Origin of the sequence: Streptomyces yaizuensis (assembly GCF_034961445.1) — a bacterium.
Classification (GTDB): Bacteria; Actinomycetota; Actinomycetes; order Streptomycetales; family Streptomycetaceae; genus Streptomyces; species Streptomyces yaizuensis.
Genome location: NZ_BSBI01000005.1, coordinates 14,156 through 27,328, shown reverse-complemented (window position 1 = coordinate 27,328; position 13,173 = coordinate 14,156). Strand labels below are relative to the sequence as shown.

Annotated in this window: 9 protein-coding genes; 4 read left to right on the top strand and 5 right to left on the bottom strand. The window is 74.2% G+C overall.

Annotation, left to right across the window (positions count from 1 at the left end; all coding sequences use genetic code 11):
* Nucleotides 1–71 precede the first annotated feature (71 nt).
* Nucleotides 72–986, bottom strand: coding sequence for a helix-turn-helix domain-containing protein (locus SYYSPA8_RS13815; RefSeq protein ID WP_323447429.1), 915 nt, complete (start codon nt 984–986; stop codon nt 72–74).
* Between the two features lie 267 nt (nt 987–1,253).
* On the opposite strand from SYYSPA8_RS13815, the gene SYYSPA8_RS13810 reads away from it, so the two are divergent.
* From SYYSPA8_RS13810 to SYYSPA8_RS13795, 4 genes are all read left to right on the top strand, one after another.
* Entirely contained in the window at nt 1,254–2,642 is a 1,389-nt protein-coding gene (locus tag SYYSPA8_RS13810) for an amidohydrolase family protein (RefSeq protein ID WP_323447428.1), read from the top strand.
* Nucleotides 2,643–2,712: 70 nt separating this feature from the next.
* Nucleotides 2,713–5,502 carry a helix-turn-helix transcriptional regulator gene (locus tag SYYSPA8_RS13805; protein WP_323447427.1) on the top strand — a complete coding sequence of 930 codons (2,790 nt, stop codon included), beginning with the start codon at nt 2,713–2,715 and terminating at the stop codon, nt 5,500–5,502.
* Nucleotides 5,503–5,791: 289 nt separating this feature from the next.
* Nucleotides 5,792–8,608, top strand: a complete 2,817-nt coding sequence (locus SYYSPA8_RS13800) for an AAA family ATPase (RefSeq protein WP_323447426.1) — start codon at nt 5,792–5,794, stop codon at nt 8,606–8,608.
* Nucleotides 8,609–8,638: 30 nt separating this feature from the next.
* Complete coding sequence (locus SYYSPA8_RS13795) at nt 8,639–9,103, top strand: MarR family winged helix-turn-helix transcriptional regulator (protein WP_323447425.1); 465 nt, start codon at nt 8,639–8,641, stop codon at nt 9,101–9,103.
* A 40-nt stretch (nt 9,104–9,143) separates the two neighbouring features.
* Here the strand turns inward: SYYSPA8_RS13795 and SYYSPA8_RS13790 are convergent, their stop codons facing one another.
* The 4 genes from SYYSPA8_RS13790 to SYYSPA8_RS13775 form a co-directional block, all read right to left on the bottom strand.
* Nucleotides 9,144–9,692, bottom strand: a complete 549-nt coding sequence (locus SYYSPA8_RS13790) for an NADPH-dependent F420 reductase (protein WP_323447424.1) — start codon at nt 9,690–9,692, stop codon at nt 9,144–9,146.
* 74 nt (nt 9,693–9,766) lie between these two features.
* Nucleotides 9,767–10,420, bottom strand: coding sequence for a hydrolase (locus SYYSPA8_RS13785; RefSeq protein ID WP_323447423.1), 654 nt, complete (start codon nt 10,418–10,420; stop codon nt 9,767–9,769).
* A gap of 169 nt (nt 10,421–10,589) precedes the next feature.
* The gene (locus SYYSPA8_RS13780) at nt 10,590–11,369 is read right to left on the bottom strand and encodes an SDR family oxidoreductase (RefSeq protein ID WP_323447422.1); all 780 of its coding nucleotides are present in this window, start codon (nt 11,367–11,369) and stop codon (nt 10,590–10,592) included.
* A 348-nt stretch (nt 11,370–11,717) separates the two neighbouring features.
* Entirely contained in the window at nt 11,718–13,067 is a 1,350-nt protein-coding gene (locus SYYSPA8_RS13775) for an FAD-dependent oxidoreductase (protein ID WP_323447421.1), read from the bottom strand.
* Between the last annotated feature and the right edge of the window lie 106 nt (nt 13,068–13,173).

Sequence of the window (13,173 nt, the reverse complement as noted above, 5' to 3'; positions counted from 1 at the left end):
CTCGGGTGGGGTGACCCGGCGGTCGTGGCAGGGGAACGCCTGACCGCGACCGGGGCCTCTCCTCCGAAGGGTCACCGTGGGCGCGGACCCGTTCCAGGTTCCGGGTCTCCTGGGTGCGGGGCACCCTCCCTCCCGCCCTCCCGGACCCGCTCGGCCGGGGCGGGCGGGTCGACGGCCGGAAGACTGAGCGCGGCGAACGCCTCGGCGGTCCCGCTGGAGGGTTCGGCCTGGTAGACGACCAGTTGCTGATGCGGGGCGCCGTTGACGGTGAAGGCGGAGAACTGGATGTGCAGGTCACCCACGGCGGGGTGCTTGAGGTGCTTGCCCTCCTGGGACTTGCTCTTCACCTCGTGCCGCTTCCAGAGCGCCGCGAACTCCTCACTGCCGGCCGACAGTTCCGCCACCACGTCCGTGATCCGGTCCGCCGCGGGATCATGGCCGAAGGCGGCGCGGAGTTCGGCCACGCAGGAGTGCGCCGCCCGCTCCCACTCCTGGTAGAAGTCGCGGCCCGCCGGGTCCAGGAACACCATGCGCGCCAGGTTGTCGAACTCCTGGAAGCCGCAGTGGAGCGCCGTGGCCGGCGCGTTGGCCGCCAGGACGTCCAGGGCGGGGCCCAGCACGAAGGCCGGGGAGTGGGGCCATCCGTCCATCAGCCGCAGCAGCTGCGGGCTGACGTCGCGCTCCGCCCTCCCGTGGCGCGGACGCCGCACATCGGCGCGGCAGAGCCGGTGGAGGTGGTCGGTGGACTCCGCGTCCATCCGAAGGGCCCGTGCGATGGCGTCCAGGACCTGGGGGGAGGGGCTGCTCTCGCGCCCCTGCTCCAGCCGGATGTAGTAGTCGGCGCTCACGCCGGCCAGCAGGGCGACCTCCTCCCGCCGCAGCCCGGGGACGCGCCGTCGGCCGTATGAGGGCAGTCCCACATCGCTCGGACCGAGCGCACCGCGACGGGCTCTGAGGAACTCACCCAGGGGTGTCCCATGGCTCATCCGGCCAGAGTAGACCGGTGGCGCGGACACCGTACGCCGTGCGGGAGAACTCGTGACACGGGGACGGGACTCCGCGTGCCGCGCCCGGGCCGTGCCCTGCCTGGATGCCCTGCCCGGGGGCCCTGCCTGGGGGCGGCGCACCCAGGCACGGCACGGCCTGGTTCGCGCCCCGGGGCGGGCCGACGATGGCGGCACCGGCGGCGGACACCCCCGGCCGGCCCACACCCGTCCCGTCTCGTCCCGTCTCGTCTCGTGAACGGACCTCCCATGTATCTCGCCGCTGCCGCCCGTCAGGAGCTGCTCGCCCGGCTGTGCGCATCCGACCCCCGGCGCCGGGTGCTGCTGACCGGCGCGACCATCGTCACCATGGACCCCCGGACGGGCGTCCTGCCCCGGGGCGACCTCCTGATCGACGGCCGCTCCATCGCCGCCGTCGGACCCGACCTGGTGGCCCTGGGCGCGGCCACCGACGCCGTGGTCGTGGACGTGACCGGCTCCGTCCTGGCGCCCGGATTCGTGGACACCCACCGCCACGCGTGGGAGGCCCAGCTGCGCCGGGCCATGCCCGATGTCGACGATCTCGGCGCCTATGTCCGGGCCACGCTCCACGGCTACGCCCCCCGCTACCGGCCGCACGACATGTACATCGGCACCAGACTGGCCGCGCTGGGCGCGCTGGACGGCGGTATCACGACCCTGCTCGACTTCTCCCACAACTCCCGTACCGCGGCGCACTCCGACAGCGCCGTACAGGCCCTGCTCGACACCGGCATCCGTGGTGTCCACGCGGCGATGGGTCCGCACTTCGGCGACTGGGACGGACAGTGGCCCGCGGATCTCGCCCGACTGCGGGAGCGGTACCGCGGCGAACTGCTGACCTTCCGCCTCGCCGCGCTCGCCACCGCCGAGATCGCCGGGCCGGACCTCACCTACGGCCCGGCGCTCGCCCGCGTCGCACACGAACTGGGAGTGGGCGTGAGCGTCGACGCCGTCTTCGGCACCCCCTCGTCACGGGCCGTCCTGGAGTGGGAACGCCTGGGGCTGCTGGGCCCCGACATCACCCTCATCCATGCCACCGGACTGACCCACGACGCCTGGCGGGCCGTGGGGGACACCGGCACGACGGTCGCGCTGGCACCGACATCGGATGCCCAGATCGGCCTGGAGACCGCCGTTCCCGCCGTCGACGAGGCGTTGGCCGCGGGGGTGCGGCCGGGGCTGAGCATCGATGTGGAAGTGGCCCTGGCCGGCGACATGTTCACGCAGATGCGCGCCGTGCACACCATCCAGCGGATGCGGGCCGTCAACACGGTGTACGGAACCGGCCGGAAGCCCGCCCGTATCAGCACCCACGACGTCCTGGACTTCGCCACCGCGCAGGGCGCACGGACCATCGGGCTGGCGGACGTGACCGGTTCGCTGACCGTGGGCAAGGAGGCGGACCTCCTGGTCATCCGGGCGGAGGACATCAACAACATGCCGCTGAACGACGCGGTCGGGACCGTCGTCCTCGGCTCGGACGCCCGGAACATCGACACCGTGTTCGTCGCCGGACAGGTCCGCAAATGGGACGGCCGGCTCCTCGGCGTCGACCTGCCCGCGCTGCGTGCGGAGGCAGCCGCCTCACGGGCCCGCATCCTGGGCACCGACGGCTGAAAGGCGCTCGCCGCTCCGGATACGCCGTGAGCCGCGGTGCCGCAGGGCCGATCCACCGGAGAATGGGGCCGTGGTGTCTCACTTCGGTCCGGAGCGACCTCCCCTCATCGGGCGGCAGCGCGAGTGCGCGGCCCTCGACCACCTGCTCCACGAACGGGCCGCCGGCCGGGGCGGCGCCCTCGTGATCTGCGGCGAGGCCGGAATCGGCAAGTCCGCCCTGCTGGAGTACGCGCGCTCCGCCCCGGGACCGCGCGTCCTGCGGGCCGAGGGCATCGAATTCGAGACGGACTTCGCCTTCGCCGCACTGCACCAACTCTGCGGACCGGTGCTCACCGGGATCACCGCACTGCCGGCACCCCAACGCGAGGACCTGGAGACCGCGTTCGGCCTGCGGGCCGGTGCCGTCCCGAACCGCTTCCGCGTGGGCCTCGCCCTCCTCCATCTGCTGTCCAGCGCGGCGGAGCGCACCGGGCTGATCTGTGTCGTCGACGACGCCCAGTGGCTCGATGCGACCTCGGCCCAGGCGCTCGCCTTCGCCGCCCGCCGGGTGGGGGACGAGCCCATCGCGCTGGTCTTCGCCGTACGGGACCCGGCCACCCGCCCCGAACTGCGGGGACTGCCACGGCTCGTGCCGGCCGGACTGGCCGAGGCCGACGCCCGCGGTCTGCTCCTGACCCGGATCAGGGCCCCCCTGGACCCACGGGTACGGGAGCGCATTCTCGCCGAGGCCCGTGGCAACCCCCTCGCCCTCCTCGAACTTCCCCGCTCGGGCGAACTCGCCGGAGGGTTCGCCCGCCCCGACGCCTCCGCCGTCCCTGCCGTGATCGAGTCGAGCTTCCGGGCCAGACTGGCCGGACTTCCCGCCCGTACGCGGACCCTCCTGCTGATGGCCGCCGCGGAGCCCACCGGCACCCCCTCACTGCTGCTGCGGGCCGCGGCGGAACGGGGCATCGGCCGCGACGACGCCCGGCCCGCGGAGGACGCCGGACTGATCTCCTTCGGGGAGTGGGTACGGTTCCGCCACCCTCTCGTGCGCTCCGCCGTCTACCGCTCGGCCTCCGCGGAGCAGCGACGCACGGCCCACGGCGCGCTGGCCCGTGTCACGCACCACGAGAGCGACGACGACCGCCGGTGCTGGCACCTGGCCCAGGCCGCCGTCGGACCCGACGGGGACACCGCCGACGCGATGCACCGCTCGGCGGCCCGTGCCCGGGTCCGAGGGGGACCCGCCGCCGCCGCGGTGTTCCTCGCCGAGGCGGCCCGGCTGACCCCTCAGCCGGCGCTGCGTGCCGAACGGGCCCTCGCCGCCGCGGTGGCGAAACACGAGGCCGGCGCCCTGGACGAGGCGTGCGCGCTGCTGTCCGTGGCACGGACCGGACCACTGGGACCGCATGAGCGGGCCCGGGCCCGGATCCTGCGCGCCAGGATCGCCTTCGACCAGAGCCGCGACGACGCGTCCGTCGCCCAACTCCTCCACGCCTCCCGCGCCATGGCGGCGGTCGACCTTCCGGCAGCCCGCGCATCCCTGCTGGACACCCTTGCCGCCGCGGTCTTCGTCGGCCGGTTCTCGCACTCGGTACGCATGTCGGACGTGGCCGAGACCGCTCGGGACATGCTCGGCGACGACGCCCCCGGGCGCCCGCTGGACCTGCTCCTCGACGCGCTGACCACCCAGACGGCGAAGGGCTTCACGGCGGCGGTCCCGCTGCTGCGCCGGGTGGTGGAGGTCTACGGGGAACGCGGCGACGGCAGCCGTCCCGCGACGGGCGAACTGTGGCTCGCCTGCTGCGCCGCGATGGACCTGTGGGAGGACGGCGCGTGGATCTCCCTGGCGGAACGCCAGCTCGCGGAGTCCAGGGCGGCGGGTGCGCTGACGGTACTGCCGGTGGCGCTCAGCTACCGGGCGCTCGCGCACATCCACACCGGCCGGTTCGACGACGCCTCCGTCCTCGTCACGGAGGCCTATGCCATCGCCGACGAGGTCGGAGCCCCGGGCCTGGAGTACGTCGAGGTGACCGTGGCCGCCTGGCGCGGAGAGGAGTCCCGGACGCTGGAACTCGCGGAACTCGCGCGCGCGGGTGCGGAACTCCGGGGCGAGGGCCGGCTCGTCACCGCGGTCGAATACGCCCGGGCGGTCCTGTTCAACGGCCTCGGCCGCTACGACGCGGCCCTGGAGGCCCTGCGCCCCGCCTGCCGGCTCGACGAAATGGGATTCCACGCCTGGCTCCTCACCGAATTCCTGGAGGCGGCGGCCCGCGCCGGTGACCGGGACAGCGCCGAACCGGCACTCCGGCGCCTGCTCGACCGCACGGAGAGCACGGGAACCGACTGGGCGAGGGGAGTGGCCCTGCGGAGCCGGGCCCTCCTGGCGCAGGGAGCCGAGGCCGAGGAGTGCTACCGGGAGGCGATCGCCCGGCTCGACCGCACCGCCGGCGCCGTGCACGCCGCCCGGGCCCGGCTCGTCTACGGCGAATGGCTCCGGCGCGAAGGCCGCCGGCTCGAAGCCCGGACCGTGCTGCGCGCCGCTCACGAGAGGCTCTCCACGATGGGCGCCGGGGCCTTCGCCGCCCGCGCGGCCCGCGAACTCGACAGCACGGGGGAGCATCCTCGCGGACGCCGGGCCCCGGCCCCGCCGGGACTGACGGCGCAGGAGTTCCAGATCGCCCGTCTGGTCGCCACGGGAGCCACGTCGAAGGAGATCGGAACGCAGCTCTTCCTCAGCCCCCGGACCATCGACGCCCATCTGAGGAGCATCTTCGGGAAGCTCGGCATCTCCTCGCGCAGAGACCTCAGACAGATTCCGCTGGACCGCGACGCCCCGTCCCGGGAACCTCACGGCCGGGCCGGCCGGGACGGCTGAACCGTCCGCGGACGCCGACCGGTTCGCCCCTTCTCCACGGGGGTGCGGCCTGCGGCGCATCGCATCCGCCGCAGCGTACGGACCGTGTTGTTGACGTGTCCTCAAAATATGGGAGGGTGGACCCCGCCCGCCCCGCGCGGGTCCGCCGAGGGAACGGCCGGTCCAGGCCGTGTCCTGTGGACCAGGCCGGACCCGGGCCCGCCACCCGGGCGGCGGACGGTGCCCCGGCCCGGTGACGACAGCGGTCACCGGCCCTGGGCGGCCACTTCGGAGGAGGGGGACCCGGACGGTGCCCACCCATCGCGTCCCGCCCGGGAGCACGGGCCTCGTCGGCCGGCGCCACGAGACCCGGATGCTCCGCCGGCTCATCGGCGACCTCGGCGCCGGCCGAGGGGGAGCCCTGCTGCTCCTCGGCGAGGCGGGCATCGGGAAGACCGCCCTCATCGAATCCGTACGGACCCCGCCCCGGACCACGGTCCTGCGCGCCCGCGGCACGGAGCCGGCCCGGCGGCGCGCCTACGACGGCCTGCGCCGACTGTGCGCCCCGCTGTCGGCCGTGGCCGCCGGATTGCCGGCACCGCAACACCGGGCACTCCAGCATGTGTTGCACCCGCCCGGCACACCCGGCGGGCCGGACCCCTTCCTCACGGCCACGGCCACCCTGAACCTCCTGGTCGCGGCCTCGGCCGAACGGCCCGTCCTCTGCGTCGTCGACGACGCGCACGGGCTGGACCGGGCCTCGGCCCGGGTGCTCGCCTTCGTCGCCCGAAGGGTCCAGGGCGCACAGGTCGCCCTCCTCGTCGCGGCCCGGCACCCCCACGACCGCACCGAACTGGCGGGCCTGCCCCCGTTGCTCCTCACCGGACTTCCGGAGCGGGACGCCCGCAGGTTTCTGTCGACGCGGGTGAGCGCCCCCTTCGACCCCTCCGTCACGGACCGCGTCATCGCCGAGGCCGGGGGCAACCCCCTCGCCCTCCTCGAACTCTCCCGGACCGCCGGCCTCCCCGCACCGGGCGCCCCGTGCGCCGCCGCCCCACCCGGAACGCCCGGGGAAGCCGACCTCCGCAGCCGTATCGCCGCACTGCCCGCGGCCACCCGGCAACTCCTCCTGGTGGCCGCCGCGGAGCCCACCGGGCACCCCCTGCACCTCTGGCGAGCCCTGCGGCACCTGGGAATCGACACCGCGGCGGCGGCACCCGCCGAAGAGGCCGCACTCCTCCGGATCGACCTGTGGATCCGGTTCGGCGACCCCCGCGTGCGGTCCCTCGTCTGGTACGGGGCCACCCCGGCCGAACGCCGGACCGCCCACCGCGCCCTCGCGGTGGCGGCGGAAGCCGCCCGGGAGCCGGACCGCTGGATCTGGCACCACGCGCACTCCCTCCCGGGCCCGGACGAAGCCGTGGCAGGGGCCCTCGAACGAGCCGCCTCCCCGGACCGGGCGCCGGGCCGGTCGGCCGCCTTCCTCGAAGCGGCGGCCCACCTCACCCCCGACGCCCGGGACCGCACCGCGCGAACCCTGCGCGCCGCCGCGACCCACCGGACCGCCGGGGCCCACGACGCGGCCGAACGATTACTCGTACGCGCATGCTCCGGGCCGCTCGACCGGCGGCTGACCGCCGAAGCCGCGACCCTGCGGGCCCGTATGGCCCTCGATCTCGGCCGGTTCGACACCGCGGCCGGCCTCCTCCGGCAGGCAGCCGCCCTCATGTCGCCCCTGGACGCCTCATCGGCCCGGGAGATCCACCTGGACGGGCTGGTCGCCGCCGCGTGCGCCGGCCGTCTCGCCTCCGGGCCGCGCCCCCCGGAGCCCCCGGATCCAGCCGACTTCCCGCGCCCCGCCCCGCCACCCGGCTCCCCGCGCCCCGTCGACGTCCTTCTCGACGCCCTCACCGACCGGGAGCACCGGGGCCTCGCGCTCGCCGCACCCGCGCTCCGCAGCGCACTCCGCGGCTACCTCGACCGCCAGGACTCCCACCCCCTCGGACCGGGTGAGGCATGGGCCGTGTGCAGTGCGGCGATCGATCTGTGGGACGAGAACGCCTGGCGACGACTGGCCGACCGCCATGTGCGCGACGCCCGGCGCGCGGGCACGCCGGCCGCGCTGCCCGCCGCCCTGGGCCGGCGGGCACTGCTCCACGTCCACGCCGGTGAGTTCGAGGCGGCGGCGGCACTCGTCCGGGAGATCGACGCACTGCCGGGCGGCACCGGCGGCTGGGGCGCGCCCTGTCCCCGGATCGTTCTCGCGGCCTGGCGAGGAGACCGGGCCCGGACGACGAGGCTCGTCTCCCAGACCCGGCGCGACGCGCTCGCCCGGGGGGACGGCCAACTCCTCACAGCCGTCGGATACGCCCGGACCGTGCTGTTCAACGGGCTCGGCCGCCCGGCCGACACCGTGCGGACCTGGCGCTCCGCACTGCACCTCGACGAAACCGGCCTGCACACCTGGGGCCTGGTCGAACTCGTGGAAGCGGCCGTCCGGTCGGGGGAGTCCGACCTTGCGGACGCGGCGCTGGACGGCGTCCTGCGGCGCACCGAGGCCCTTTCCACCCCCTGGGCGCTCGGGGTCCGGCTGCGCTGCCGAGCGCTGCTGAGCGGTCGCGCGGAGGCCGGAGACCTCCACCAGGAAGCCATCCGCCGACTCGATCTCGGCGATGCCGTCCTGCCCACCGCCCGCAGCCGTCTTCTGTACGGCGAATGGCTGCGGGCCGGTGGCTACGACATCGAGGCACGCAGACAACTCCAGCAGGCGTACGCGGTGTTCTCGCACTGCGGCAGCACCGCCTTCGCCGCCCGGACCGCAAGGGAACTGCGGGCGGCCGGGGAACCCACCCGCGCCCTGCGGACCGGACGGATCGAACCCTCCTCCCTGACCGCGCGGGAACGCAGGATCGCCGGACTCGTGGCGGCAGGAGCCACGACCAGGGAAGTGGGAATCGAGCTGCGGGTGAGCCCCAGGACGGTGGACGCCCATTTGAGAAACGTCTTCAAGAAGACGGGGATTTCCTCCCGCCGGCAATTGCGCGACATGATGCCCCTGGGAATCGACGGAGAATCCCCCGAAGACGGGCGAATTCCGGAAGGCCGGGGCGCCATTGTCCTTCCATGAGCGGTTTCCCCCTCTGCTACCTTCCCTCCCATGGGAGAAGCGCGATGGCTCGACGAGCAGGAGGCGCGGGTCTGGAAAATGTACCGGGACCTGCGCCGCGATCTCCAGAGCGCACAGGACCGCCAGCTCCTGCGGGACTCCGGGCTCTCGGGCGCCGATTACGCACTGCTCGTTCCCCTGTCCGAGGCGCCCGACGGCCTGCTGAGGTCGAGGGAGCTCGGACGGGAGGTCGGCTGGGAGCGCAGCCGGCTGTCCCATCAGATCATCCGCATGGAGAAGCGGGGACTGGTCACCCGGGAGTCCTGCGCCGATGACGCCCGGGGGGCGATGGTCCGGCTGACCGTCTCCGGGCGGACCGCGATCGAAGCCGCCGCGCCGCTGCATGTGGAGACGGTCCGCCGGTGCTTCTTCGATCCCTTGACCTCCCAGGAGGTCGACGCGCTGGAATCCCTGATCGGCAAGATGCTGGACGCGGTCGGCCGCGAACAGGAATGACGGGACCGGCCGCCGCGGGATACCCGGGACGGCGCCCGGATCAGAAATCGCCGGGCCGGCCGTACCGATAGAAAAAGGGGCCCATCCGCTCGGCGAGCGCGCGGGTCAGACCGGAGCTGTCTTCGAGCAGCCGGGCGCCGGGGGTGAGATCGCCGACGAAGACAGGATCGAAACCGGCGTCCCGAATGAGCTGTTCGGTGATGTCCCTGGCTTCGGCGTCGCCGGCGAAGAGGTTGCCCGGCCTGATCCGCCGCGTGGAGACCTGCGCGTAGGTGGCCGCGAAGACCGTGGAGAACGCCTTCGCGGTCGGCCCGCCGACGATCGACTTGATGTGATGGGAGAGCGACGGGAACGAACCGTCCCGCTCCTGGTAGATGTTGGTGGTGTCCACGGTCGTCCGGCCGGACAGCCCCGACACTCCGCCCAGTGCCTCGGCGATCGCCTGGCCGGGCACCGCCACCACCACGACATCGGCGCCGCTCGCGTCCCCGCCGTCGCGCCCGAGACAGGTGACCGCATGGCCCGCCCCGTTCCACAGGTGGGCGAGCCCACTGCCGACCCTTCCGCGGCCGACCACAGTGATGTTCATCGTGCGACTCCTCGTGGGGTTCTCCCCCGGCCGGGGGTTTCGGGAACCGGGGACCCGGGGGCCCCGGCACGGGGTCACTTCCTGTCGAGCCCGAGCAGCTGGAGTTCCCAGGCCAGGCTGGTGCCGAAGACGCCGCCGTGCTCCAGCAGGATCTCGGTCATGCCCGGTGCGGTCTCCTCACGGGCCCAGTCCCGCTGCCACTCCCCGATGACGGTTCCGGAGCAGGTCGGTATCACACCGGCCTGGATCATGCGCTGGATACCGCGCTCGTGGGCCTCGACGCTGGTGGCGCCCGAGGCGTCCGTCACCGCGAACACCCGGTAGCCGTCGGCGAGGGCGTGCACGGCGGGCCAGGCCAGGCAGATGTCCGTCCAGAGCCCCGCCATGACGATGTCCCTGCGGCCCGTCGCGGCGACGGCGTCCACCACCCGCTGGTCCTCCCAGGAGTTGATCGTCGTACGGTCGATCGGCGTCTGGTCGGGGAACACGTCCTGGAGCTGACGGATGAGCCGGCCGCCGCGGTCCTCCACGACGGTGGTCAGGACGGTCGGCACACCGAACAGCCTGGCGCCCTTGGCCAGCGCGGTCACATGGTTGACCACCAGGGTCGCGTCCATGCTGCGCATGCCCGCGAACTGGGCCCCCTGATGGTCGATCAGCAGAAGGACGGAGTTCTCCGGGGTGAGGAGAGCGTCGAGTCCCGTGTAGGTGATGCCCTGGGCTGTCATGAATTCTCCCGCTCGTCGTGTCGGTGGGCCGGTGCGTCGGTGGGCCGGTCCGTGGCCGGTCCGGCGCCGCCGTTCGGGCTCCGACCCTTCCAGCACGCGGTACTCGGTCGCGTCGGCGACAACCACCTATATCCGCGCCGGGCGCCGGGGTGCGGCGGGAGCGGCGGCGTCAGATGACCTGGGCGGTGGGGAGGACGGTGATCTCGGTGAGGTTGACATGGCGCGGCACCGCGGCCATGAAGGCGACGGTCTCGGCGATATCGGCGCCCTGGAGGACATCGATGTCACGGATGAGGTCCGCCATGAGCCGGGAGGCGTCCGGGTCGGTGACGTGGTCGGGAAGCTCGGTGTCCACCATGCCGGGTTCGATGGTGGCCACCCGGACCATCCTGGGGCCGAGTTCGACGCGCAGGAGACGGGTGAGGTGGCTGATGTAGGCCTTGGTTCCGGAGTAGACCGAGAACTTCTCCAGAATGCGCGTGGCGGCGATGGACGAGGTGTTGATCAGGTCGGCGGGCCCGCCCCGGGCGGCGGACTCGGTGAGCTGGGGCAGGAAGGCGGCGATGACGTTCATGAGCCCGGTGATGTTCAGATCGATCTGACGCTGCCAGTCGTCGACCCGGAGTTCCTCGATGCCGGAGACGAGCTGGACACCGGCGTTGTTGAAGACGAGGTCGGCCCGGCCGTACCGCTCGGTGACCTGCCGGGCGGCCGCGGTGACCGCGTCGCGGTCCGTGACATCGACGGCGAGGGCGAGCGCGCTGCCCCCCGCCGCCTCGATGTTCGCGACGACACCGTCCAGCCGGTCCTTGCGGCGGGCGAGGACGACCACGGCGGCCCCGAGCCGGGCGAGGCGTTCGGCGGTGGCGGCGCCGATGCCACTGGAGGCGCCGGAGACGACGGCGACCCGGCCCGTGAGGGGGGTGCCGGTGAGCAGGGCGGCAGACATGACGGTGTCCTTCCGGTTGTGGCGGGGGTGCGGTCGTCGTCGCCGACGCGGCGGCCGGGTGGGTTCCCCTCGTACCGGCTCCCCGCCGTGGGGATCGTTCGCCGATGGCTTCGAGTCTGCCGATCAGGACGGGCGGGAAGAAGGCCGGCACAGTCCTGGGAGTACCGCACCCAGGAACAGCCGGCCAGTCGGCGGATCGAGGGTCCGGACCGGCAGCGCGGGGCGTTCGGAACGTACCCGGCCGAGACCTTGTCCGGTGGGGTGAGGCGGAGGAGGCGCCGGCGGCGGCCGCGGGCGGCGGGGGTCCACCGGCGCGACAGCCCCGGGGCCGCCGGGCCGCCCGCCCGCTCACCCCCCGGCGGCGGCCAGCAGCCCCGGCCAGTCGGGGATCTTCACGGACCCCCGGCCCAGGCGCCGCCCGAGATCGGCCTCCGCCGCCGTGATCGCCTCCCAGCCCGGCCAGCGCACCGGCCGGTGCCCCGCCGCCCCCAGCTCCGCCAGCGGATCGGCCGCGACCGGCCGCCGAGACAGCGCCCCGGCGTCGTCGAGGAGCGAGCCCACGGTCTCCTTCGCGCAGGGCCGGTTGCTGCCGATGACCCCGGTCGGCCCCCGCTTGATCCACCCGGCCACGTACTCCCCGGGCGAGGGCGCTCCGTCGCGCACCACCCGCCCGGCGCGGTGCGGCACCGTGCCCAGGCGGGCGTCGAACGGCAGCCCCGGCAGGGGCACCCCCTGGTAGCCGACCGCCCGCAGCACGAGCCGCGCCTCGATCTCCTCGTACGCGCCGGTGCCCCGGACCCCGCCGGACCCGTCGGGCACGGTCCGCTCGAACCGTACGGCCCCGACCGCCCCGTGCGACTCCAGGAGCTCCACCGGCCGCAGGAAGAACCGCACCCGCACCCGGCGGCCCCCGTCGCCGGGGTCCCGGGCCGCCCACTCCCGTACGACGTCGAGATTGCGCCGGGCGGCGGCGGGCAGCGCGGCGGCCAGGCCCGGGTCGGTGTACGCGGGGTCGAGCGCGAGGTCGGCGGGGTCCGCCCCGACGCCGGTGCCGGACAGCGTGCCCAGCTCCCGCAGCTCCTTGGTGGTGAACCGGGCCTGCGAGGGCCCCCGCCGGGCCACCATGTGCACCTCGCGCACACCGCTTGCCGCCAGCGCGGAGAGCGCGCCCTCGGGCATGTCGGTGGGGCGCAGCTCCGCCGGGTCCCGGGCGAGCAGGCGGGTCACGTCGACGGCCACGTTGCCCGCGCCGATCACCACGGCCGAGCGGCCGGGGAGCGCGAAGCGGGTCGCGGCGGCGTCCGGATGGGCGCTGTACCAGGCGACGAAGTCGGTGGCGGAGTGGCTGCCGGGCAGATCCTCGCCCGGGATGCCCAGCCGGCGGTCGCGCGCGGCGCCCACGCAGTAGACGACGGCGTGGTAGAGGCCGAGCAGCCGCCGGGGGTCCAGTCCGCGCGTACCCACCTCGACATGGCCGAGGAAGGTGATCCGCTCGTCCTCCAGCACGGCCCGGAGCGAGTTCTGCAACGACTTGATCTTCTCGTGGTCCGGCGCGACACCGTAGCGCACCAGCCCGTACGGGCAGGGCAGCCGGTCCAGGACATGCACCCGCACATCCGGCACCCGGTCCTGTCCGACCAGCTCCTGCGCGGTGTAGACCCCGCTGGGGCCGGACCCGACGACGGCGACGCGGAGCACGGCGGTCCTCCTTCCCGGAGGGGGAATTCCAGCATCGCACCGGTCCCCGGTCCGGTGCGTGGCTGCGCCGGGAGGGTGCCGTGCGCGGGGGACGCGCGTGTGGCGG

Excerpts from the sequence above, each read along its gene's own strand:
- SYYSPA8_RS13780 (WP_323447422.1), bottom strand. The coding sequence starts at position 11,369 with ATGTCTGCCGCCCTGCTCACCGGCACCCCCCTCACGGGCCGGGTCGCC.
- SYYSPA8_RS13795 (WP_323447425.1), top strand. The coding sequence starts at position 8,639 with ATGGGAGAAGCGCGATGGCTCGACGAGCAGGAGGCGCGGGTCTGGAAA.
- SYYSPA8_RS13815 (WP_323447429.1), bottom strand. The coding sequence starts at position 986 with ATGAGCCATGGGACACCCCTGGGTGAGTTCCTCAGAGCCCGTCGCGGT.
- SYYSPA8_RS13785 (WP_323447423.1), bottom strand. The coding sequence starts at position 10,420 with ATGACAGCCCAGGGCATCACCTACACGGGACTCGACGCTCTCCTCACC.
- SYYSPA8_RS13790 (WP_323447424.1), bottom strand. The coding sequence starts at position 9,692 with ATGAACATCACTGTGGTCGGCCGCGGAAGGGTCGGCAGTGGGCTCGCC.
- SYYSPA8_RS13810 (WP_323447428.1), top strand. The coding sequence starts at position 1,254 with ATGTATCTCGCCGCTGCCGCCCGTCAGGAGCTGCTCGCCCGGCTGTGC.